The sequence below is a fragment of the Streptomyces hyderabadensis genome (assembly GCF_020404845.1).
Taxonomy (GTDB): domain Bacteria; phylum Actinomycetota; class Actinomycetes; order Streptomycetales; family Streptomycetaceae; genus Streptomyces; species Streptomyces hyderabadensis.
Genome location: NZ_JAIOJZ010000020.1, coordinates 76,871 through 99,050 on the forward strand (window position 1 = coordinate 76,871; position 22,180 = coordinate 99,050).

24 protein-coding genes are annotated in these 22,180 nt (G+C 69.9%); 8 read left to right on the forward strand and 16 right to left on the reverse strand.

Features of this window, described 5'->3' with window-relative positions; translation table 11 throughout:
- Positions 1-122: 122 nt before the first annotated feature.
- Positions 123-938, reverse strand: coding sequence for a class I SAM-dependent methyltransferase (locus tag K7854_RS17660; RefSeq protein ID WP_226027484.1), 816 nt, complete (start codon positions 936-938; stop codon positions 123-125).
- A gap of 232 nt (positions 939-1,170) precedes the next feature.
- Here K7854_RS17660 and mshA point away from each other — a divergent pair, with 232 nt between their 5' ends.
- Together mshA and K7854_RS17670 are read left to right on the forward strand one after the other, a co-directional pair.
- Complete coding sequence (mshA, locus tag K7854_RS17665) at positions 1,171-2,544, forward strand: D-inositol-3-phosphate glycosyltransferase (protein WP_226027485.1); 1,374 nt, start codon at positions 1,171-1,173, stop codon at positions 2,542-2,544.
- On the forward strand, positions 2,537-3,040 hold the full coding sequence (locus K7854_RS17670; RefSeq protein ID WP_226027486.1) for a type III secretion system chaperone family protein: 504 nt from the start codon (positions 2,537-2,539) through the stop codon (positions 3,038-3,040). Before mshA ends, K7854_RS17670 begins: the two co-directional genes overlap by 8 nt.
- A 6-nt stretch (positions 3,041-3,046) precedes the next feature.
- Here K7854_RS17670 and K7854_RS17675 read toward each other — a convergent pair whose 3' ends face one another.
- Positions 3,047-3,898 (reverse strand): helix-turn-helix domain-containing protein, encoded by an 852-nt coding sequence (locus K7854_RS17675; RefSeq protein WP_226027487.1) that lies wholly within the window; start codon positions 3,896-3,898, stop codon positions 3,047-3,049.
- A gap of 49 nt (positions 3,899-3,947) precedes the next feature.
- On the opposite strand from K7854_RS17675, the gene K7854_RS17680 reads away from it, so the two are divergent.
- The gene (locus K7854_RS17680) at positions 3,948-4,406 is read left to right on the forward strand and encodes a DUF2000 domain-containing protein (RefSeq protein WP_226027488.1); all 459 of its coding nucleotides are present in this window, start codon (positions 3,948-3,950) and stop codon (positions 4,404-4,406) included.
- A gap of 33 nt (positions 4,407-4,439) precedes the next feature.
- Here K7854_RS17680 and K7854_RS17685 read toward each other — a convergent pair whose 3' ends face one another.
- The gene (locus K7854_RS17685) at positions 4,440-5,741 is read right to left on the reverse strand and encodes an MDR family MFS transporter (protein WP_226027489.1); all 1,302 of its coding nucleotides are present in this window, start codon (positions 5,739-5,741) and stop codon (positions 4,440-4,442) included.
- Positions 5,742-5,919: 178 nt separating this feature from the next.
- Here K7854_RS17685 and K7854_RS17690 point away from each other — a divergent pair, with 178 nt between their 5' ends.
- Positions 5,920-6,681 carry a phosphoglyceromutase gene (locus K7854_RS17690; RefSeq protein ID WP_226027490.1) on the forward strand — a complete coding sequence of 254 codons (762 nt, stop codon included), beginning with the start codon at positions 5,920-5,922 and terminating at the stop codon, positions 6,679-6,681.
- A 359-nt stretch (positions 6,682-7,040) separates the two neighbouring features.
- Here K7854_RS17690 and K7854_RS17695 read toward each other — a convergent pair whose 3' ends face one another.
- Both K7854_RS17695 and K7854_RS17700 read right to left on the reverse strand, forming a co-directional pair.
- Entirely contained in the window at positions 7,041-9,152 is a 2,112-nt protein-coding gene (locus K7854_RS17695; RefSeq protein WP_226027491.1) for an ATP-binding protein, read from the reverse strand.
- 933 nt (positions 9,153-10,085) lie between these two features.
- Positions 10,086-10,526 carry an ATP-binding protein gene (locus tag K7854_RS17700; protein WP_226027492.1) on the reverse strand — a complete coding sequence of 147 codons (441 nt, stop codon included), beginning with the start codon at positions 10,524-10,526 and terminating at the stop codon, positions 10,086-10,088.
- Positions 10,527-10,841: 315 nt separating this feature from the next.
- Between K7854_RS17700 and K7854_RS17705 the strand changes: the two genes are divergently transcribed.
- Positions 10,842-11,600: a GntR family transcriptional regulator gene (locus tag K7854_RS17705; protein ID WP_226027493.1), complete on the forward strand. Its 759-nt coding sequence runs from the start codon at positions 10,842-10,844 to the stop codon at positions 11,598-11,600.
- Between the two features lie 223 nt (positions 11,601-11,823).
- On the opposite strand, the gene K7854_RS17710 is transcribed toward K7854_RS17705, so the two are convergent.
- From K7854_RS17710 to K7854_RS17720, 3 genes are all read right to left on the reverse strand, one after another.
- The gene (locus K7854_RS17710) at positions 11,824-12,705 is read right to left on the reverse strand and encodes an alpha/beta fold hydrolase (RefSeq protein ID WP_226027527.1); all 882 of its coding nucleotides are present in this window, start codon (positions 12,703-12,705) and stop codon (positions 11,824-11,826) included.
- A gap of 44 nt (positions 12,706-12,749) precedes the next feature.
- A complete protein-coding gene (locus K7854_RS17715) occupies positions 12,750-14,099 on the reverse strand; it encodes a hypothetical protein (RefSeq protein WP_264087401.1) in 1,350 nt (449 codons plus the stop codon).
- Between the two features lie 116 nt (positions 14,100-14,215).
- Complete coding sequence (locus K7854_RS17720; RefSeq protein ID WP_226027494.1) at positions 14,216-14,794, reverse strand: TetR/AcrR family transcriptional regulator; 579 nt, start codon at positions 14,792-14,794, stop codon at positions 14,216-14,218.
- 156 nt (positions 14,795-14,950) lie between these two features.
- On the opposite strand from K7854_RS17720, the gene K7854_RS17725 reads away from it, so the two are divergent.
- Positions 14,951-15,142 (forward strand): DUF6381 family protein, encoded by a 192-nt coding sequence (locus K7854_RS17725; RefSeq protein ID WP_226027495.1) that lies wholly within the window; start codon positions 14,951-14,953, stop codon positions 15,140-15,142.
- Between the two features lie 184 nt (positions 15,143-15,326).
- Positions 15,327-16,070: a dienelactone hydrolase family protein gene (locus tag K7854_RS17730; RefSeq protein ID WP_226027496.1), complete on the forward strand. Its 744-nt coding sequence runs from the start codon at positions 15,327-15,329 to the stop codon at positions 16,068-16,070.
- Here K7854_RS17730 and K7854_RS17735 read toward each other — a convergent pair.
- From K7854_RS17735 to K7854_RS17745, 3 genes are all read right to left on the reverse strand, one after another.
- On the reverse strand, positions 16,064-16,384 hold the full coding sequence (locus tag K7854_RS17735) for a transcriptional regulator (RefSeq protein WP_372481043.1): 321 nt from the start codon (positions 16,382-16,384) through the stop codon (positions 16,064-16,066). The genes K7854_RS17730 and K7854_RS17735 overlap by 7 nt on opposite strands.
- Positions 16,381-16,872: a hypothetical protein gene (locus tag K7854_RS17740; protein WP_226027497.1), complete on the reverse strand. Its 492-nt coding sequence runs from the start codon at positions 16,870-16,872 to the stop codon at positions 16,381-16,383. Before K7854_RS17740 ends, K7854_RS17735 begins: the two co-directional genes overlap by 4 nt.
- 109 nt (positions 16,873-16,981) lie before the next feature.
- A complete protein-coding gene (locus K7854_RS17745) occupies positions 16,982-17,383 on the reverse strand; it encodes a cupin domain-containing protein (protein ID WP_226027498.1) in 402 nt (133 codons plus the stop codon).
- A gap of 108 nt (positions 17,384-17,491) precedes the next feature.
- Here K7854_RS17745 and K7854_RS17750 point away from each other — a divergent pair, with 108 nt between their 5' ends.
- Positions 17,492-17,872 (forward strand): VOC family protein, encoded by a 381-nt coding sequence (locus K7854_RS17750; RefSeq protein ID WP_226027499.1) that lies wholly within the window; start codon positions 17,492-17,494, stop codon positions 17,870-17,872.
- 12 nt (positions 17,873-17,884) lie between these two features.
- On the opposite strand, the gene K7854_RS17755 is transcribed toward K7854_RS17750, so the two are convergent.
- The 5 genes from K7854_RS17755 to phoU form a co-directional block, all read right to left on the reverse strand.
- Positions 17,885-18,754 (reverse strand): AraC family transcriptional regulator, encoded by an 870-nt coding sequence (locus K7854_RS17755; RefSeq protein ID WP_226027500.1) that lies wholly within the window; start codon positions 18,752-18,754, stop codon positions 17,885-17,887.
- Between the two features lie 204 nt (positions 18,755-18,958).
- On the reverse strand, positions 18,959-20,242 hold the full coding sequence (locus K7854_RS17760) for a lanthionine synthetase LanC family protein (RefSeq protein WP_226027501.1): 1,284 nt from the start codon (positions 20,240-20,242) through the stop codon (positions 18,959-18,961).
- A gap of 49 nt (positions 20,243-20,291) precedes the next feature.
- A complete protein-coding gene (locus K7854_RS17765; RefSeq protein WP_226027502.1) occupies positions 20,292-20,654 on the reverse strand; it encodes an SCO4225 family membrane protein in 363 nt (120 codons plus the stop codon).
- Between the two features lie 193 nt (positions 20,655-20,847).
- Entirely contained in the window at positions 20,848-21,003 is a 156-nt protein-coding gene (locus tag K7854_RS17770) for a hypothetical protein (protein ID WP_167458176.1), read from the reverse strand.
- 304 nt (positions 21,004-21,307) lie between these two features.
- Positions 21,308-21,997, reverse strand: coding sequence for a phosphate signaling complex protein PhoU (phoU, locus tag K7854_RS17775; protein WP_061444009.1), 690 nt, complete (start codon positions 21,995-21,997; stop codon positions 21,308-21,310).
- Positions 21,998-22,180: the final 183 nt, after the last annotated feature.

Sequence of the window (22,180 nt, forward strand, 5' to 3'; positions counted from 1 at the left end):
CGAACGCCGCCCGGAGATCGTTCCCGGCGGTCGCGGGTCGCGGGTCGCGGGTCGCGGGTCGCGGGTCGCGGGTCGCGGGTCGCGGGTCGCGGGCGTTCCCCTCTCGTGCCGCCCCCGCCGGTTCACGCGCGGGGCGCCAACGCCTCCCAGCGCACCGTCACTTCGCCCTGCCGCCACCGCACCGGCCCGTCCGTCACCGGCCAGTCGGCCGTCAGGTCCCGTACGGCCCGTATCCAGCGCTGCCGGGCGCCGTAGGAGGCGTAGGGCGCGGCGGCGGCCCAGGCGCGGTCGAAGTCGCGCAGAAAGGCGTGCACGGGCTCGCCGGGGACATTGCGGTGGATGAGCGCCTTCGGCAGCCGTTCGGCCAGGTCGGAGGGGCGGTCCAGGGAGCCGAGCCGGGTCGCGAAGGTGACCGTGCGCGGTCCCTCGGGCCCGAGCGCCACCCACACGTGCCGGCGCCCGATCTCGTCGCAGGTCCCCTCGACCAGGAGCCCGCCGCGCGAGTGCCCCGACGCCGACGCGAGCCGCGCGCACAGCCGCCGCCAGACGGCGGCCACCTCGTCCTCGTCGTACTGGCGCAGCACGTTCGCCGCGCGGATCAGCAGCGGCGGCCGGGAGACGGGGACCTCGAAGCCGCCGTGCCGGAAGTCGAGCCCCGCGCGCGCGTACGGCCGGGCCGCCGCCACCCTCGCCGGGTCGATCTCGACGCCCACCACGCGCGCGTGCGGCGCGACCGTGCGCAGGCGGTGCAGCAGCTCGACGGCGGTCCAGGGGGCCGCCCCGTAGCCGAGGTCGACGGCGACGGGATCGGCGGCGCGGCGCAGTTCGGCGCCGTGCACGGCCGCGATCCAGCGGTCCATGCGGCGCAGCCGGTTGGGGTTCGTCGTCCCGCGTGTGACCGTGCCCACGGGGCGGGTGGCGGTGGCGCGGGGTGGCATGCCTACGAGGGTATGCGGCCGGGGGCGGGCGGGCGGTCGGCCGGGCGGGCATGCGTGCGCAGGACGGTGGTACCCGGGACCCGAGAAGTGATCGAACGGTTGAGCGATCAGCGGTAATGATTCGGCAAAGGCCGGAAAACCGGAATGGAGCACCGCCCGTCCGGTGTTCCCACCCCTTGGAGGGCAACCCAGGTCCTCCGACCGGCATGCCCGCAGCGAGGAGGAACGGCTCGTGAGCCAGTACGTCAGCAGGCTCGGGCGTCGCTCACCGGCGGTCTCCCCGCGGCTCCGGCTGCCGCGCAGGCCCCGCCGCGTCGCCATGCTCTCCGTGCACACCTCGCCGCTCCACCAGCCCGGCACCGGCGACGCCGGAGGCATGAACGTCTACATCGTGGAGCTGGCGCAGCGCCTCGCCGCGATCAACATCGAGGTCGAGATCTTCACCCGGGCGACCACCGCCGCCCTCCCGCCCGTCGTCGAACTGGCCCCCGGCGTCCTGGTCCGGCACGTCGACGCGGGCCCGTACGAGGGACTGGCCAAGGAGGACCTGCCCGCCCAGCTCTGCGCCTTCACCCACGGCGTGATGCAGGCCTGGGCCGGACACCGCCCCGGCCACTACGACCTCGTGCACTCGCACTACTGGCTCTCCGGCCACGTCGGCTGGCTCGCCGCCCAGCGCTGGGGCGCGCCCCTGGTGCACGCCATGCACACCATGGCCAAGGTCAAGAACGCCAACCTGGCCGACGGCGACACCCCCGAACCGGCCGCCCGCGTCATCGGCGAGACCCAGATCGTCGCCGCCTCCGACCGGCTGATCGCCAACACGGCCGAGGAGGCCGACGAACTCGTCCGCCACTACGCCGCCGACCCCGACAAGGTCGCCGTCGTCCACCCCGGCGTGAACCTCGACCGCTTCCGCCCCTTCCCCAGGGGCTCCGTACCCGGCCCGGGCCAGCACGGCAACGCCCGCGCCGCCGCCCGCGCCCGCCTCGGCCTGCCCCAGGACGCGCTGATCCCGCTCTTCGCGGGGCGCATACAGCCCCTGAAGGCGCCGGACGTCCTGCTGCGCGCCGTCGCCGTGCTCCTCGAACAGCGCCCCGAGCTGCGCTCCCGCATCGTCGTCCCGGTCGTCGGCGGGCCCAGCGGCAGCGGCCTCGCCAAGCCGGAGGGCCTGCAGAAGCTCGCCGCGCGGCTCGGCATCGCCGACGTCGTGCGCTTCCGGCCGCCCGTCGGGCAGGAGCAGCTCGCCGACTGGTTCCGGGCGGCGTCCGTCCTCGTCATGCCCTCCTACAGCGAGTCCTTCGGCCTGGTCGCCATAGAGGCCCAGGCCGCCGGGACCCCGGTGCTGGCCGCCGCGGTGGGCGGCCTCCCGGTCGCCGTCCGCGACGGGGTCACCGGCCGCCTCGTCGACGGCCACGACCCCACCGCGTACGCGCGCGTGCTGCGCGACTTCGCCGACAACCCCGAGCTGACCCCCCGCATGGGCGACGCCGCCGCCCGGCACGCCCAGTCCTTCGGCTGGGACAGCGCCGCCGCCGCCACCGCCGACGTCTACACGGCCGCGATCCAGTCGCACCGCCGTCGCGTACGCTCGCACCATGGCTGAGGCACCGGACAAGGCAGCGCAGGTCGTCGAGGGGGCGCTGAAGGACGCCGACCTGGAGTGGGAGAGCCCCGAGCCCGGCAACTACGTCGTCAAGCTCCCCGGCACCCGCAAACTGTCGACGACGGTCTCCCTCCTCGTGGGCCGGCACTCCCTCTCCCTCAACGCCTTCGTCATCCGCCACCCCGACGAGAACGAACCGGCCGTCCACCGCTGGCTGCTGGAGCGCAACCTCAAGCTCTACGGCGTCGGTTACGCCGTCGACCGGCTCGGCGACGTCTACGTCACCGCGAAACTCCCGCTGGCCGCCGTCACCCCCGACGAGATCGACCGCCTCCTCGGCCAGGTCCTGGAGGCCGCCGACGGCGCCTTCAACACGCTGCTGGAGCTGGGCTTCGCCACCGCCATCCGCAAGGAGCACGCGTGGCGGACCTCGCGCGGCGAGTCCACGCGGAACCTGGAGGCGTTCCAGCACCTCATCGAGCGCTCCGGCGACTGACCGGCGTCAGGTCCGGGCGCCGCTTGCCCGGTAGCGCCCCGGCGTGACCCCCACCAACCGCTTGAAGTGCCGGGTCAGATGGGCCTGGTCGTAGAACCCGGTGGCACCCGCCACCTCCGCCGGGGAGTCCCCGGCCAGCAGCAGCCGCCGGGCCCGGTCGACCCGCCGGGACATCAGGTACTGGTGCGGGGCGATGCCGTACGCGCCGCTGAACGCCCGTACCAGGTGCGCCGGGTGCGCGGGCACGAGCGCCGCCGCCTCGTCCAGGCCGATCCCCGGGACGATCCGCTCGTCGAGCAGCTCCCGCAGCCGCCGGGCGAGCACGGGGTCCCGGCGGGCGCCGGACGCGCCGGTCCCGGGCCGCAGGTGCGCGCGCAGCCGGTCGCCGATCAGGGTCAGCCGGCTCTCCGCCTCCAGCTCGTCCCCGGGCAGCGCGAGCGCGGCGTGCAGCTGTCCGACCCGCCGCCGCAGCACCGGGTCCCGCAGGTCGGGCGCGTCCACGGCCGGGCCGATCAGTTCGTCGCCCAGCCGGGAGGCGTCCAGGTACAGGACGCGCTTGCGGAAGCCGTCCGGCGTCGCCGGGGAGCCGTTGTGCGGCACGTGCGGCGGCAGCAGCGACACCGTGTCGTGCGGGGTGCCGTGCTCGTGCCGGTCCAGGTCGTACCGTACGGCGCCGTCGTCGACGATGAGCAGCGTCCAGGCGTCGTGGACGTGCATCGGGTAGGCGTACTCGGTGTAGTGGGCGTGGAAGACCTCGACGACGCCGGGGACAGGGGGGCGCCAGGCGGAGACGTTCGGCTGGGTCTTCCGCTGGGTGCTCCGCGGGGCGCTCCGCTGGTCCTTCCGTCGGCCGGCCATGCAAAAAACGTACAAGACCGGACGGGGCACGGATCGGCAGTCTCACCGTATGAACACGCACGAAGCCGCCCCGGAGACCCCCGGGGCCGAGGCCCCCGTCCGCTTCGACACCAAGATCGCCGTACTGCTGCGCGAGGACCTGGAGACCTGGCAGCGCCTCAACGTCACGGCCTTCCTGGTCAGCGGCCTGGGCAAGCAGTTCCCCGAGGTGATCGGGGAGCCGTACGAGGACGCGGACGCCGTCGGCTACCTGCCGATGTTCCGCCAGCCGGTGCTGGTCTTCGAGGGCACTAAGGAGACCCTGACCACCGCCCACGCGCGTGCGCTGTCCCGCGCGCTGCCCCGGTCCCTGTTCACGTCCGACCTCTTCACCACGGGCAACGACCGCGACAACCGCGCGGCGGTACGGGCGGTGGCGACGGCGGACCTGGACCTGGTGGGCCTCGCGGTGTACGGCCCGAAGAACGCGGTGGACAAGGTGCTGAAGGGCGCGCGGATGCATCCGTGACGGGACGGACGCATCCGCGCGCGAGCGGCGTGGTCAGACGGCGGCGCTGGTGTCCGCCCTGGGCGCGGGGTCGGCGGACGCGCCCCGGGCCACCGGCGTCTCGTCACCGTCGCCCTCGCCCTTGCCGTCCTCCGGCAGGCCCCGCATGAGCCCCCAGTACCCGGCCGCCGCCAGTGTGCCGACGACGGCGCAGATGCCCCACAGCCACTCGGCGCCCCAGTGGTCTATGACGAACCCGGACATCAGCGGGGCGACGAGCGCGGCGACCGCCCAGGACATGGTGTACATGCCCTGGTAGCGCCCGCGCCCGTGCACGGGGGAGAGGCGGACGACGAGCCCGGTCTGGGTCGGCGCGTTGACGACCTCGGCGAGTGTCCACACGCACACCGTGAGGGCGAAGACGCCGACCGACCCGGCGAAGGCGGTGAGCCCGAAGCCGTACCCGGCCAGCAGCGACGAGCCGACCAGCAGCAGCCGCGGATCGCGGTGCTGGATGAACCGCGTGACGGGGATCTGCAGGACGACGATCAGCACGCCGTTGACGGCGATGGCCAGCCCGAAGTCCGCGGGCGTGAACCCGGCCTCGCCCATGGCGACGGGCAGTCCGACGTAGGCCTGCTGGAAGATCAGCGCGATCAGGAAGGACAGCCCGACGACGCTCATGTACCGCCCGTCGCGCAGCACGGTCCACAGGGAGACGGCCGCGTCCTTGTCGCCGACGTCGGTGCTCTCGGCCTGCTGGGGCCGCGACTCGGGCAGCTTCACGAAGACCAGGACCGCGCAGACCAGCGTCATCCCGGCCTCGATCATGAACCCGGCGAGATAACTGACCTCGGCGATGAACCCGGCCGCCATGGAGGAGATCGCGAAGCCGAGGTTGATCGCCCAGTAGTTGAGCGAGAACGCCCGGATACGGTCCTCGGGCCGCACGATGTCCGCCATCATCGCCTGCACGGCTGGCCGGGAGGCGTTGCTGGCCATGCCGACCAGGAAGGCGACGGCGGCGATGGCCACCGGGTCCCGCATGAAGCCGAGCAGCGCGACGGACAGCGCGGTGGAGGTCTGCGCCACCAGCAGCGTGGGCCGCCGTCCCAGCCGGTCGGTCATCACCCCGGCGCCCAGCGAGGAGATGACCCCGCCGAGCCCGTGCAGGGCGGCGACCAGACCGGCGTACGAGGCGGAGTAGCCGCGGTCGATGGTGAGGTAGAGCGCCATGAAGGTGGCGACGAAGGCGCCGAGCCGGTTGACCAGGGTGCTGGTCCACAGCCACCAGAACTCGCGGGGGAGCCCGGAGACGGTCTCGCGTGCGGCGCGTCTGAGTCCGGTGACTGACATGGTTCCCCCGAGGTGGCTGAGGCGGATGCAGGCAGCTGTGGATGTAAGCGGCTGCGGCGGTGAGCACAACTTACAAAGGCGCACCTCGGGGAAGCCACTCGATTAACACTTCCCGTCAACCGTCCGCCCACCGGGCGCGACGAGCACGGGGTCCGGGGGTTCGATTACGCTCGGGAGCATGGCCGACGCACCGTACAAGCTGATCCTCCTCCGCCACGGCGAGAGCGAGTGGAACGAGAAGAACCTGTTCACCGGCTGGGTGGACGTCAACCTCACCCCGAAGGGCGAGAAGGAGGCGACGCGCGGCGGCGAGCTGCTCAAGGACGCCGGCCTGCTGCCCGACGTGGTCCACACGTCCGTCCAGAAGCGCGCGATCCGCACGGCCCAGCTCGCGCTGGAGGCCGCCGACCGCCACTGGATCCCGGTCCACCGCCACTGGCGCCTGAACGAGCGCCACTACGGCGCCCTCCAGGGCAAGGACAAGGCCCAGACCCTCGCGGAGTTCGGCGAGGAGCAGTTCATGCTGTGGCGCCGCTCCTACGACACCCCGCCGCCGCCGCTGGACCGCGACGCCGAGTACTCCCAGTTCTCCGACCCGCGTTACGCGATGCTCCCGCCGGAGCTGCGCCCCCAGACGGAGTGCCTGAAGGACGTCGTCGGCCGCATGCTGCCGTACTGGTTCGACGCGATCGTCCCCGACCTCCTCACCGGCCGCACGGTCCTCGTCGCCGCCCACGGCAACTCCCTCCGCGCCCTCGTCAAGCACCTCGACGGCATCTCCGACGCCGACATCGCGGGCCTGAACATCCCGACGGGCATCCCGCTGTCCTACGAACTGGACGCCGAGTTCAAGCCCCTGAACCCGGGCGGCACCTACCTCGACCCGGACGCGGCCGCAGCGGCGATCGAGGCCGTGAAGAACCAGGGCAAGAAGAAGTAGACCCACCTGAAGAAGCCCCCTGCCTGCGGAGCCTCCGCCGGGAGGGGGCTCTTTCATGTGCTCGGGCCCCGCGGTCGGTGGCACTCAAGGTCGTTCGCATCTCCATTAGGCCGGCCAGGCATCGGCGGCACGAACGAGACGACCGTGCCGCCGAGGTGGCTGGGCCGGAGTGCCATGAATCCGCCTTTATCGGGCAGGTCCACAGACTGCCCGACGCGCCAGCAGCTTATGGGAGCCATGATCACTCGCGCTAAAGCAGCGCCACCCAAAGCCGCTCCACCGACCGACTAAAGGGCTTGCAGCACCACACGGCGGTCAAGGCTCCACTCGTTCATGTAATGCGATTACGTCGCAGCTATCTATTTTCGAGCCCGCGCCCAAGCCGTCGAAATGCGATGTTCACCCCACATGTGTTTCCGCATACCATTCTTCGCAGCAGTAGCATCGCTCTCGCGGGCGTACTCAACGAAGCCATACCCTCTTGAATTGCCGGTGTAGAGATCCAGAGGAACCGAAACGTTGAGAACTTTTCCGTACTGGCGCGCCACTTCCTCTAGCTGTTTCGATGTTGCAGAAAAAGGAAGATTCCCTACGTAGACCTTGCGGGGTGTCTCGGAATCACGCCCGCTTTCGAAGTCTTCGACTACAGATTCTTCAGGATCGGCCCCCGCAGTGGCGATATCCCGGCTCTGGCTTTTCGACTTTACTGGCTCGGGCGCAACCAACTCACCCGATAGGGTCAAGCTCCGCAATCGACCGATTGGATTCCCTTGATCGTCAATCAACCCGAGAGCCAGAAGTGCTCCAAAAGCGCCTCGAGTGCCTGGGTTACTGTAGGGATTTTCAATGGGTAGGCGTCCAACTGCTCGCTTCACGGAACCGACTGTAACCACGCTTCCGCCTGCTTCACGAATAACCTCCATTAGGAACTGAGAAAGGAATCTCTCACATTCAAATGGAGGACGAATCGCAAACTTGCGCACCAGACGGCGGCTCGACAGTTTCTCCCTCTTTACCAAGTTGTTCACTTGCACCTTGGTGAGGACGTTAATCAAAATCCCCTTCGTCTGCAGCTGCTCGACGACCGATCGAAGTTGGTCCGTGTCGACAATATCCAGGGCATCAATGATCTGCTGAGGACTGATTCTGGAATTATTCTGCCCGAGGAGTACAACACGTGCCTCCTCGCGGGTCAGGTTGAATTTATCGAATGCGGTTACCCAGCGCTGCGCTTCTGGCGAGAAGACTGATCTGTGATGGAGGGTGATCGTGAACGAGGAGGGATCAGCTTGAAGCTCCGGCTCAACGAGATCATGGACACGCATCAAGTGGAAGATCCTACGCATCCCCTCACCCATTTCACGCATGTACCCGAGTTCTCGAAGTACGCGCGCCAGATACGCATTGCGGGACTGATGCACACCTTTCAATTGTCGAAGTTCCCCGATCGTCACATTCGACAGAAGGCCGCCGGGACTTTTTACCTCAATCCGATTGTCGAATACATAGATTTCAATGGGGCGTCCTTCATTGCTGTAATCGCGGTGAGCGATCGCGTTCGTGAGCGCCTCCAAGCAAGCATCTTCCGGATAGAGAATTTTCTCCTCGAAGGTGCCTTCCGGGCCAAATTTAGTCTCAACCAAGTAGGGGCGCAGTTGATCCCATGCTTCAGAGATCAACTGGAAAAGGGCTCCCGCAACCTGCACGCTCTTCGAGACGTTGTAATCTCGACCTGTTCTTACCTCATTTCCCTGCACTCGAAAGATACGGACCTCACAACGAGGATGCCACAACGTGACGTCTTGAGCGAACAGGAGAAGCGCAGCCCGCCTGAGTTGTACTCCACGAGTCGAGAAGTCCATGAGCTTCATAAAGCCCAAGAATGCTTCAACCGAGTGCCCGGGAGCCACCTTGTCACGCGCACGCTCAATCAGAGATGTGTCGAGGTCACCAATCGTGGCGCCGTCGACATACTGGCGATCATATTCCCTTGACGCTCTCTCCTGGCGCTCAAGGTTGATCGCGCCGGTAGAAATTGGGCGGGTCTCTAGGTCATTTCTCTGCAAGCACTTCCCATCAGTCGTCTGATGTACGTGCTCCGTCCCTTTATCCACGCTAAAATACAAGACCATTTTGCCATCGAATTCTGCTCGAAGGCGCACAGGCGTCGGAAGGGGGGTCTCTGGCATTACTCGATCTGCCGGAGCCGCGAGCATGCGCTGGATATCTGCTTCGGAATGCCTAACTCCTGTGATCGAGCCATCATCCTCAACTCCAACCAGCAACTCTCCGCCCTCGGCATTTGCAAAGCCAACCAGAGCTTCAGCGATGTCCCTACAAACATCAACAACAGGACGTCGCACTTTGGCATCAGGAGGCCCCTGAAGCGCGCTCTTGAATTCACGGAACTGGCTCTCGCCAAGTTCGCGAGCCAGCTGAATTTTTTCCTGAACGCGCATAAATTCAGTCACTCTAACCTCCCGTTTTCCTGATACAGGAGAACACTACTCCCGATCATGGATGCTCATGGTCCAGTCGCGCTTTTTCCCTCAGACTGGGGCCCAACCACACGGGAAGGGATACCGATACCCGCTAGTAGCCTCGGCGGCGCGCGCTGCACAAGCCGAGACAACCTGGACGCAGTCGAAGAAGCGGCAGGCGGCTGCATCTGCCGGCCGCTTGGTGGTGGAAGCGCGTATCAACGGCGGCTGTGCCAGATCCTGCGGGGAACCACAGGTAATAGCGGGTAGCACATCGGCGGTCAGTCAAGCGCCCACGCCGCTACGGCGCAGGTCAGCCCGGCGAACCGTTGCGGATCACCTCAGCTTCCCAAGCTGATGGCTCCGCGAGACTCCGTAGCTCCCGCAAGCAGTTGCCCCATAGTCGCCCTTGCCCGTGCAGGCTCTGCCAGACTCGCTTCATGGGGCGTTGCGCCGGGGTGACACGGCAGGGACGAGCGTGCGGAAATCTGGCCGGATGGAACGGCTACTGCCATCTGCACGGTGGTGGAGGCCTACGAAGCCGAAGCCCGCGTGTCTCTACTCTCTCTACTCCTCCCCGACTTCCGCGCATGTCGACGGGTCCGGAACCACAGCCGCAACGCAGGCGCAGAGGGTGGTTCTGGTGGCTGAGGTGGCTCTTCATAGGTTGGTTCGAGGCGCTGCGTAGCGCCGTAAGCCGACGCTCATGACGGTGCTGGCTGGGCCGTCTCTGGGCGGTCCGAAGACGCTCGACAGGTTGCCGATGGCGACTAGTGACGACCACCAAGCGCACGAGCCCACTGCCCCTGACCAGCAGAAACCCAGCTCATCAAGATCCCCGGAAAGATCCAGGCGCGAAGAGGTAAGCCGACGTCAGCCCGCCCTCGTCCTCGGCCCGCTTGGCAGCTCGTGCGGGCGGTCATGTCAGGGCGGTGGCCAGGCGTTGGCCATCTGGAAGGAGACCACCGTTCCGCCGAAGCGGCTGGGGCCGGCTTGCCAGGAGTCGGCGACGGCGTCGACGAGTAGCAGCCCGCGCCCGTGCGCGTCGTTGGCCTCCGGGCACCTGGTCCGCACGCTCTCCGGGAGCCCCGGGTTGTGCACCTCGACCCGGAGCGACGCCTCCACACGGAACCACTCGACCCGGACGAGCCAAGGTGCGTCTGACGTGCCGTGGACGACGGCATTGGTCACCAGCTCGGAGAGCAGCAGGACACAGTCGTCGATCGAGCACGTCAGCTGGTAGGGAGTGACGAACTTTCGGAACCAGCGTCTGGCCCGGGGCACGGACTCGGCGACGGGGTGCAAGGTCATCGCGCCGAGGCGCGGTGACTCCGCACAGGGATAGCGGTCGATCGCGTAGGTCACCCGCGCTCACTCCCCGCTGCTGAGGCCGCAAGGGGGGTGCTGCCGCCGCTTCCCTGTGTCCGGGGCGGGCGGCTGAGTTGGCTCTCTCTCTGTTGAGACCACGGCAGCAGACGGATCGATCGCGTGCGACGTCATACGGCACCCCTCGCTCGGGAAGTCACTGCTACATCTCTAGACAGGTACTGTGACGAACATCTCTAGAGACGTCAAGCTGCCCTCGTCCGGAGGCCCTTGGGAAGGTTGAGCCCTACTCGCGGCGAGCAGGCCGCCAACCTGTGGCCTAAGGTGTCTAGAGAAGGAGAGGAGGCCCGCGGGATGGCCAGTGCCGGAGACGACCGACGGCCCAAGTACCAGCGGATCGCGGACACGCTGCGTGAAGCGATCCGGTCGGGCGAGTACGGTCCCGGTGATCGGCTCCCGGGGGAGAACGACCTCATGGCCACGCACGGCGTGGCGCGCATGACGGCCCGCCAGGCCTTGAGCGTCCTCCGGGACGAAGGCGTCGCCGAGGCCCGCAAGGGCGCCGGTGTGTTCGTCCGGGAGTTTCGCCCGCTTCGACGCCGGGGCATTCAGCGTCTGGCCCAGCAGCAATGGGGCAACGGCAAGTCCATCTGGGCGGTCGACATCGAGGACCGCTCCCTGGAGGTGGACCGGGTCGCCGTGTCGGAGGAAGTCGCGCCTGAGGGCGTCGCCGCGGTCCTGGAGCTGGCCGACGGGGAGGCGGTGTGCGTGCGGCGTCGGCGCTTCGTCCTGGACGGCAAGCCGGTCCTGCTCGCGACGAGCTACTTGTCCGCCGCGCTGGTCGCCGGGTCCGCGATCACTCAGGAGGACACCGGGAAGGGCGGGACGTACGCCCGGCTCGGCGAACTCGGCCACGGGCCGGTTCACTTCCGTGAGGAGATCCGCTCACGCATGCCCTCGAAGGGCGAGGCCGACCAGTTGGGCATGGCCGCGGGCACCCCGGTCATCGTCATCTGCCGCACCGCGTTCACGGCCGAGGGTCGTGCCATCGAGGTCAACGAAATGAAGCTGGACGCCGCCTCGTACGTCTTGGAGTACGACTTCGACGCGTAGGCCGCGCGGTTTCGCTCCATCCCACGGGTGTGGGGCCCCAGTGTTGGGACGAGCGTGAGACTGACTCCGTGCCTGAGGGGTGCCTGAGGGCGCTCGCCCGACGCTGGTGGGGCCAGGAGGGCCTCGTGGCTGTGCGGAAACAGATCGTTCGGTTCAGGCACGCGCACGAGGCCCTCGCCGTGCCGGGTCGCTTCGACGCGGTGAACTCGGCGGCCGGGGGCCGTTACTGGTGGGTGGCCAGGAAGGGCAGGAGGACGTCGGTCATCTCGTCCGGTACTTCCTCCGCGAGGTCGTGGCCGGCGTCGAAGACGTGGCCGGTGACGTCGTGGGCCATGAGCCGCATCTGGGACTCGCAGCGGTCGCCGATGAACGCGGAGCCGCCCAGGGCCAGGACCGGGATGTCCAGCTTCTTCTGTGCGGCCTGCCGGTTCTGTTCGGCGTCGACGAGCATGGCCCGGTAGATGGAGAGCATCGCGCGGATGCCGCCGGGCATGGAGTAGCAGCGCACGTATTCGTCGACCGCCTCGGGGGTGGCGGTGTCGGGCCGACTGCGCTCGTACTTGATCATGTAGGTGATCAGCTCGCGCTCGTGTCCGCTGATCAGCATCTCGGGTACGTCGGGCTGGAAGTAGAAGCCCAGGTGCCACAGGTGCATGCCGCTGGAGACGTTCTCGGGGGTGAGGGCCGTGTGGTCCTCGAAGCCGAATCCCGGGAACAGCGCCTCGGCGAACACGAGGGCGGTGACGTGGTCGCGGTGGCGGGCGGCGAGCTGGTAGCCGATCACCGCTCCCCAGTCCTCGCCCACCACGGTGTACGTCCGGTGCCCGAGGTGGTTCATCAGCTCGGCGATGTCGTCGCTCATGGTCGCGGAGTCGTAGCCGTCCGACGGCCGGGCGGAGTCGCCGAGACCGCGGAGGTCCGGCACGACGACGGTGTAGTGGGGCGTCAGCCTGGGAACGAGGTGGCGCCAGTGGTAGCTGGTCTTGGGTACGCCGTGCAGGAGCACCACCGCGGGGCCTGACCCGGCCGTGCGGTAGTGGAGACTCGTTCCGTTCACGGCGGCTCGGCCCGTGCGGACGGGCGTTCCCTCGTGGTCGAACATCATGTTCTTCTTCTTCAACTCTCCTGGTGTGCGTGGCGATGCGGGCGTCAGGGGGCCGGTGCCGGGTCGACGAGGATCGTCAGGCGGCTCGGTCCGGTGCCGTCCGTGGTCGTCCGGGCAGCGGAACGGCCGGCGGAACGGTCCGCGGGGCGCAGGGTGAGGTTCTCCGGGTAGAGCCGGCCGAGCAGGGCCAGTACGACGAGGCCGTCCTGGCCGGTGGCGTCCAGGGTGACGTCGCCGTCCTGCGTCCACACCAGTCCCGGCGCGCGCAGTGCGGACCAGGCGTCGGCGGTGCCGGGTGCGTCGCCTGCGTCGGGGCTCTCACGCTGGGTGAAGCGGTGGCCGCGCAGGGCTTGGCCGAGGTCGACGTGGGCGGTGGTGCCGTCGCGGGTGACCTCGATGCGGGCGGTGCGGGTCCCGTCGACGACCGGTGCGGTGACGGGACGGGCGGCGAGCGGGCCGGACGCGGTGGTGGCGGGCGGCAGGTCCTCGACGAGCGTGCGGGGTGCGGCGTAGTAGTCCTGTATCTCGGCGACGTACGTGGCGGCTTCACCGACGGACGGGTCGGGGCGCCAGGTCAGCAGGTGCCGGGGCGCGGTCAGGGGCGGCTGGTCGAGGACGGCGGGGAGGGCGGTGCCGCCACTCGCGTCGAAGCCGTAGCCGGCCGGGCCGGAGGTGCCGGTCACGACGGTGCGGGCGAAGGCCACGATGCTGGTGTGCCGGATCTGCCGTACCAGGAGTTCGGTGAGGAACGCGTCGCGGGCCGGCTCGGTGTGCCGCAGTCCGGTCGGGGTGATCGGGAGCGGGGCGTCCTGCCAGTTGGTGAAGGGCAGTACGGCGTCGCGCAGCAGGACGATCTGGTGCAGCCACTCGTTGTAGAGCTGCATCGTGACCGGTCCGCCGCGGCGTCCGCGGAGCAGATCGGCTGCGGGAGGGGTGAGCAGGTGGCCGTAGCAGTGGCTGCGGACGACCAGCGGGCCGGCGGGCAGCGGTACCGGGGCGGTCAGCAGCCTCTTCAGCGCCTCGGTCGACCAGGAGGCCAGCTCCTGGCCGATCGTCTCGGCCTGAGCGCCCAGTTCGCGCGCTGCCGAGGCGCTGTCCGGGCCGAGGAACAGCGGGAGGGAGGTCTCCCGGGTGCCGAGGGCGAGCGTCGCGCGGATCTGACCCTCCAGCACCTCGATGTCGGCGCTGGTGAGGGCGTTGTCGTCGATGATGCCCTGGAGCAGCGGCTCGGTGGCGGTGAAGAACTCGCGGGCGGTCAGGGTGGTGCCGGCCGCGGGGAAGGTGTTCCAGCGGCTTCCGCCGAGAGCGGCGGGCGTGGCCGGGATGGCGGGCGTAGTCGGGATGGCGGGCGCAGTCGGGGTGACGGGCGTAGTCGGGATGGATGTGCGGGGCATGGGTCCTCCGGAGTCTTCGGTCAGGGTGCGGGCGGGGCGGGGTCGCCGGATTCCGTGTCCGGGCGGGCACCGGCGATTTTCTGGATCGTCTGTTACAGATTCCGGGCATGAAAAAGTCAGTCGAGGGCGGCCAGCGCGACCTCCATGAGGGGTTCGAGGGTGCGGGCGTCCGGCGTGATCTTCGCGGAGACCAGCAGTCCGTTGAGGAAGGTGACGAGGAAGGCGGCGAGGGTGTCCGGGTCGTGCCGCCTCGCGATCTCGCCCCGCTCCGCCGCGGCCCGCAGTACTTCGGCGAGCGCGTCCCGGCTGGCGTCCTGCATGTCGCGCACGGTGCGCCGGGTCGCCGCGTCCTGAGGCAGGCGCTCGCAGGCGGCATTGACCGCCAGGCAGCCCCGGCCGTCGTCCCCCGCGGCGATCCGGACCCGCTCGACCAGCATCGTGCGGATCGCCGACCGGGCGTCCGCCCCTTCCTCCAGGCTGCGCAGGGCGGCCGCCGCGAGGGTGGTGCGGTAGTGCTCCAGCGCCGCCCGGTAGAGGCCGTCCTTGTCGCCGAACGCGGCGTACAAGGATCCTTGCCCGATCCCCAGGTGCCCGGTCAGGTCGCGCACCGAGGTGGCCTCGTAGCCGCGTGTCCAGAACAGCTCCATCGCGCGGCTCACCGCCGCTTCGGTGTCGAACTCCCGGGTTCTTGCCATGGCTCCACCGTAACCGATCTGGATCGGTCGCTCAAGAAAGGAGTCTTCGGTCGCCTGGTCGTGCGCTGACCTGCAGGCCAGAGGGGATGCGGGAGGTAGCCGAGCGTGCTTCGCTGGTATACGCAACTGCACACTCACGATGCGAGGACGGATCTCATGAGTGCCAGCGGAGAAGTTCGCGCCCGACTCCAGCAGATGTGTGACAAGGCCCAGGAGTTGAAGGCCGCCTCGGAACGGGCCGACGACCCCGGCGAGCGCAAGCGGCTCCAGGAGAAGGCGCGAAGGCTGCAGAGCCAGAGCGAAGAGGAAAGCATGGAGCGGGGCGGGGACATCTATCCGCCGGAGTGAGGCCCCGGCTCCCAGGGCCCCGGCAGTACGGCGTCCGGTGGGCTACGGTGTGCAGTCATGACTACCGGGACGGCTTCGCGCCACACACGGATTGGTGACCCGGTGCTCCGCTGAGCGCCGCGCGGGCTCCGCCTCCCGTCGTGTTGATCACAGGCTTGACGCATCAACCACGACAGGAGAGTTCATGCCCACCAAGATGCTGCAGATCCCCACCGCGGACGGACAGGCCGACGCGTTCGCCGCCTTCCCCGGGAGTGCGGGGCCGCACCCCGGGGTGCTGATGTACCCGGACGGCTTCGGGATCCGGCCCGTGCTGCGGGAGATGGCCGGTGAACTGGCCGGGCACGGGTACTACGTACTCGTCCCCAACTTCTTCTACCGGCACGGCCCGGCACCGGTGATCGAGCTTCCCGAGCACATCGGAGAAGAGGAGCGACCCGCGGTCTTCGAGCGGCTGATGCCCATGATCGAGGCGCACACCGCAGAACGCGCCCTGAGGGACGCCGACGCCTTCCTCACGTTCCTCACCGCTCAGGCCGAGGTCGGCGCCGGGCCGGTCGCGGTGACCGGGTACTGCATCGGCGGTCTCCTGGCGACGCGCACCGCCGTGGCCCACCCGGGGCAGGTGGCCGCCCTCGCCGCATTCCACGCGCCGGTGGGAGCCGACGGGCCCGACAGTCTCTCCGGGCTCACCGCCGAGGCCCACTTCGGGCACGCGGAGGGCGACTTGACGCCCGAGGCCCTCAGTGAGCTGAACCAGGCACTGGACGCCGCCGGTGTCCGCCACACCTCCGAGATCTACCCCGGCACCGTCCACGGGTTCACGATGGCAGACACCGATGCCTTCGACTCGGCCGCGCTTCAACTGCACTGGGACCGTCTGCTGCCCCTGCTCGACCGCGCCCTGGCCGGTGGCCCCGGTCAGTGAGCCGGGTCCGGTGGTGCCGTGATCGCGCGCAGTGCCGCCAGGTGGCCCTGATACGCGGCTCGGCCCTGGCGGGTCAAGCGGAGCCACACGCGCTGGCGGGTGTCGCGGACGGCCTTGCGCTGCTCGACGTAGCCGGCGTCCATCAGGACCGTGACGTGCTTGCTCAGGGCCGAGGCGGAGAGCCCGAGTCTCCTCTGGACCAGGGCGAACTCCGCCTCGCCAGCCGCCTCCAGGAGGGCGCAGACGCGCAGCCGGTGCGGGGCGTGGATGGTGGTGTCGAAGCCCTCCATCGGGTCGCCGTCTCCGGTGCTCACGCGGTCCTCCGGTGCAGGCGTACGAAGGTGAGGTGGAAGCCGACGGACACCGCCGCGCCGATCAGCGAGGCCGCGACGAGCCACACCGGCTCTCCCGTGGCACGGAAGGCGTACGGTCCGCCGACCAGCAGCAGGGGCAGGCCGACCATGAGCGGCAGGGTCGCCCGCTTCGGCAGTACGTCCATGCGCAGGGCCACGCCGGTCTTCTCCCGCCACGCCTTCGCCGCGACGGAGAAGAGCGCCGCGTAGAGCGCGGTAATCGCCAGCATGGTGGCCATCCAGGCCGAGCGTGGCAGCAACCAGTCACGGTCGGCCACGATGCCGCCGAGGGCGATCGGAAGCGCCGCAGCGTAGAGCGTCAGCGTGATGAAGAACCAGGTCGGCCACGGCGTGGCGGTCAGTGCCGTGGTCGAGACCCGGACGCGCTCGGTGTCGGCCAGGGCGGCGCGGGCCTGCTCCGGCGTGAGTGGTACCCCGTTGCTTTCCATGACGGAAACAATAGCAGTCTGTTTCCGGCGTGGAAAGTGTCGGGTTTCCGGAGTGGCAAGTGGAGAGTTCGCAGGTTGCGGGGCGGAGCCGGCGCCGTCGAGGAGAACTTCAGTGCCCGGTGGGCCGCGTCCCCGAGTCGTCCCCGTCGGCGACCGCGTACCCCGGCACGGACGGCCACCGCACCGTCAGCACCACGGACTCCTCCTCCGCGTACCAGGAGTGGTCGACGCCCCTGCCCCACACGACGTAGTCGCCCTGCTCGGCCAGTACGACGCTGCGGCCGGGGAACTCCACCCGGAAGCGTCCGCTGACCAGGACCTGCAGGGCGGTGCGTTCCTCGCCGGAGACCCAGTGGGCGCGCTCGTCCCCCTTGGGGTGGACGCCCCACTTGATCTCCACGTCCTCGCTGTGCCGGGGGTCGGAGGGGTCCTTGAAGTGCCCCAGCAGCCACCCCCGGTCCAGTGCCGCGTCCTTGCCCGCGTTGCCCACGTACACGCTGTCCGTCGCCATGGCCCCGGAAGCTAGCAGTGGGAAATGCTTCGCCCCCGCCCGCCCCGCCGGATAGCGTCACAGCGCGTTCGTAGCGGTGCTTCCCACGTCGAGAGCGGGTTTTCGTCCATGGCTTGTCGGATCAGTGAGCTGGTGCTCGGTTGCCGTGACCCCGAGGCGCTGGCGCGCTTCTGGTGCGAGGTGCTGGACTTCGTCGTGCTCGACCGCGAGGACAACGAGTACTTCGAGATCGGGCCGCGGGAAGGGTTCGGCGGGCCGCAGCCGACGATCATCCTCAGTCGCCGGGACGAGCCGGAGCCCGGCAAGTCCCGGCTGCACATCGACGTCAACGCCACCGACCGCGATCAGGACGCCGAGCTGGAGCGCCTGCTGAAGCTCGGGGCGCGTCCGGCCGACATCGGGCAGACCGGCGAGGAGCCGTGGCACGTCCTCGCCGATCCCGAGGGCAATGAGTTCTGTCTGCTCAAGGCCCGCATCAGGCCGCTGTGAGTCGCCGGCCCGTCAGGCCGGTTCCACCGGGAGCCACAGTTCCGTCGTCGCCGTCGTGAAGTCGTCCGCGCGCTCCAGGACGGAGACGATCGACGGGCCGGGGCGCAGGCGCCACGGGTTGGAGGGGAACCACTCCGACGCCGTGGCCGCCCAGGTGCTCTGGAGGGTCTCCGGGTAGGGGCCCGAGCTGCGGAAGACCGCCCAGGTGCCGGCCGGTACCTCGATGGCGTCCAGGTCGTCGGGGGCCGGGGTGCCCCCGGAGACCGCGACGCCGTGCAGGTAGGTCAGCTCGGTGCCCTCCGCGCTGTCCTGGGCCACGTCGTCGCAGACCTGGAGCAGTCCGGCCGGGTCCGTGTCGCCGAGCGACTTCAGGCGGGCGTGAGTGTCCTGGGGGAGGGAGGCGATGTGCTCCTGGATGTGCGGGTTGACGCCCTGGTGGATGAGCGGGACGCGGGTCGCGTGGCCGATCAGGCGGAAGGCGGGGCGGTCGGTGAAGCGGGTGTCCATGGGGGTGCTCCCTTCGACGGTCAGGCGGAACCTGAGCTGCGGCTGTGTCCGAAGGGGGCCTCCGTCGCGGCGTACCTCGCGCGGGGCGGCGCCGTGGACCGACCGGAACGCGCGTCCGAACGCCTCCGTGGACCCGTATCCGTACCGGACGGCGATGCCCAGCAGGTCGTCCCCGCCCCGTACGACGTCGGCGGCGGCGACGGTCATGCGGCGCCGGCGGACGTACTCCGACAACGGCATGCCCGCGAGCGACGAGAACATCCGGCGCAGGTGGTACTCGGTGGTGCCGAGCGTCGCGGCCAGCGCGGGGACGTCCGGTTCCTCGCCGAGACGGTCCTCGACCAGGTCGACCAGGCGGTTCAGGGCCGAGATCACGGGGCCTCCCTTCGGCATCCACCGTGGCAGGGGGCACCGCCACGGCACCCGATCGCTGCGGTTCGGTTCGGTCGGCGTCTGCCGCCCCGGCCGGTCAGGGGACGGGCAGCCGCGCCTGGCCCGGGTGGCTGCGGAGTCCGTCGAGGACGATCACCCTGAAAGGGGCGGCCTTCGACCGGGACGCCGCCCTGCGCATGCACCGGCTCACCGAGCAAGCGGTCGACCCTGCGCGGTGGTCACCGCCGGCTGGTCCGGCCACGTGAAGGCGTACCCGGGGTCGCCCCCGCGGGCCAGACGCACGTAGCGGAGCAGCTCGCGGACGATGCCCGCGTTGCCCATCGCCCAGCCGGGCCGGGGCTCGAGGCCGGACGGGGTGGACCGGAAGTCGACGTTCGACCAGCGGGCGCCCGCACCGTCCCGGACGGCACGCGCGGTCAGGTCCGCGACCAGGACGTCGGCGAAGTCGAACGCGTCCCGCTGCTCGGCGATCCGGTCGCAGGCCAGGGCCAGGACGCCCGCGGTGCCGCAGCAGCGGCCGTTGTTGTCCCAGAAGCCGGGGCGCAGCCGCTCGGGGACGCCGGAGTGGACGACCGTGTGCCAGCAGCGGTCGGCCAGGGTGGTCCAGGCGGGGTCGGACGTGACGTCGCGCAGGGTGCGGAAGAGCTGGGCGTCACCGGCCGGGCCGTGGCACCAGCCGTAGCTGACCGGGTCGATCAGGTCCGGGAGGTACTGCGGGGTGGAGTGCGGGGCCAGGAAGCCCTCGGGGCCCGCGGAGTCGCGGGACACGACGTCGGCCGCGGCGGACAGCGCCAGGCCGAGCAGGTCGGCGCGGCCGGTGGCGGCGCCGACGCGGGCGAGGGCCAGGGCGATGCCGAGGGTGCCGTGCGAGACGTGGTGCAGGCGGGAGTCGGTACCCGGGCGGTGGGGCCAGTGGACGCCGTGCGCGGTCCGCTCCGCCGTGCGCAGGTACGGCTCCACGGCCAGGACGGCCAGATCCGGGTCGCCGCACAGGAGGGCGCCCAGGCCGATGCCCGCGTTGCCGCCCATCAGCTCGAACAGCTCGCCCCAGCGGGTGCCGTCGAAGCGGGAGCGGACGAGACGCAGGGCGCGGTCCGCTGCCTCGCCGGCGGCCGCGTCGCCCAGTGAGTCGTGGACCGCCCGCAGGACCAGGGCCAGGCCGGTGCGGCCGAAGTAGAGGGAGTCGTCGTCCAGGTCGTCGACGCGGGCGGCCAGACCGCGGGCCGCGCGCAGGGCGGTGTCGGCGTACGCGTCGTCGCCGAAGTGCCGCCACGCCTCGAGGAGGACGGGGACGATGCCGGCCGTGCCGTTGTAGAGCGTGGGTTCGTCGGCGTCGTCCGACGGCCTGGTCGGCCAGGCGAGGCCGCCCTCGCGGGTCTCCCGCGCGGTCCCCGTCAGCCACCGCAGCCCTTCCACCGCGATGTCCTCGACCTCGTCGACCGCCACGACCGTGGTTCCCGGTGCCGTCATGGGGTCACTCTCGCATCCGCGAGCGGCCCAAGGGCCCCGGGGGGCGGGGTCAGTTCGCCGTCGTCAGGCGGGTGCGGTGGGCACGGCGTCCGCGCAGGGTATGCCACACCGTCCCCAGGGCCAGCGACTGGACCAGCGCCGAGAGCACGATGCCGCCGACGAGGAACCACACCGGGGCCTCGCCGCCCCAGCCCGCCTCGCCGAGCCAGGCCACGAAGCCGAAGGCCGGGAAGGTGAACAGGGCCGGCCAGACCCAGATGAGGGAGGCGTCGGGGCCGGTCGTGAAGAGGGGACCCGCCGCGGCGACGGCCATCGCGCCGCCGACCAGGGCGAGGTAGACCGCCGAGACTCGGTTGGTGACGGTCAGGCGGGTCAGGGTGCGGATCCGCGTGGTGAGGGTGGTCTTCGTCATCGGGTCTCGCGCTCCCCGGGCTCGTCGTCTGCGTAAGGCTTCCTGCCTCGCTTCCTGTCTCCAGGGTCGGGCCGCGACGGGGGCGGGGGCCTGAGTACCCGTACTCAAGTCGTACGACGTGACACCCAGGGGTGGTCTTCGGCGGCGGCCGTACGGCGGCCGGAGGGCCGGCCGCCGTCGGACCGCTGTCGCGTCAGCCGCACTGGCAGGGGCTGCCCGACTGGCAGCCGCAGCCGCAGCCCGAGCCGCAGCCGCAGGCGGCGATCAGCGGCAGGCTGCGGATCTCGGCGGGCTGCTCGGTGGGGCGTTCCTGTGCGGGGTCGGGCTTCGTGCTGGGGGAATCGGCCATGGTTCCTCCTGGAAGCGGGTGCCTGGGACCCGGGTGTATGGGTCCATTGCACGCCCCCGGTGGCCGTCGCATCAACGGCGCACGGAAGCGGACACGCGCTCCAATGCGCCGTTGACGCGCGCGGGCCGCAGGCCTTCAGGTTCATTAGCCCCTCAGGTTCATTAGCCCCTCAGGTTCATTAGCCCCTCAGGTTCATTAGCCCCTCAGGTTCATTAGCCCCTCAGGTTCATTAGCCCCTCAGGTCCGTCAGACCCTCAGGTCCATCAGCCCCCAGGTCCCTCAGCAGCCGAGGCCCCTCGGACCCTCAGGCCCCCTCGACCTGTGTCGCCGGCTGGATGTCCGACTGGAGGTCGTCCGCGTGCTCGCCGGTGACCAGGTAGACCACCCGCTTGGCGACCGCGACCGCGTGGTCCGCGTAGCGCTCGTAGTAGCGGCCCAGCAGGGTCACGTCGACCGCCGTCTCGATGCCGTGCTTCCAGCGGTCGTCCATCAGGTGCTGGAAGAGGGTGCGGTGCAGCAGGTCCATCGCGTCGTCGTCCTGCTCCAGCTGGAGCGCCAGGTCGACGTCCTTGGTGATGATCACCTCGGCGGCCTTCGCCATCAGGCGCTGCGCGAGCTGGCCCATCTCCAGGATGGTGGCGTGCAGGTCGTGCGGCACCGCGCGCTCCGGGTAGCGCAGCCGGGCCAGCTTGGCCACGTGCTGGGCCAGGTCGCCCGAGCGCTCCAGGTCGGCCGACATCCGCAGCGAGGTGACGACGATGCGCAGGTCCGTCGCCACCGGCTGCTGCCGGGCCAGCAGGGTTATCGCCCGGGCCTCCAGCTCGTGCTGGAGGTCGTCGACCTTCTGGTCCGCCTCGATGACGGCCTCCGCCAGCTTCAGGTCGGAGTCGAGGATCGCGGTCGTGGCGCGTCCGATGGCCGACCCGACCAGCCGGGCCATCTCCACCAGACCGTCACCGATCGAATCAAGTTCCTCGTGGTACGCGTCCCGCATCAGGATTCCCTCTCGTGCGTCCGTTTCGGGGGCTCGAAGACGGCTTCGCGCCCCTCGCCGTGCCCCCACGCTTACACGTTCCGGCCTGTACGCGTCCGTTTCCGGCACCCCAAATGAACCGTCCCTGGCTCCAAGGTGAACTCTGGGCGACGAGTGTTCGAGGTCGCACTCCGATGGCTGGGG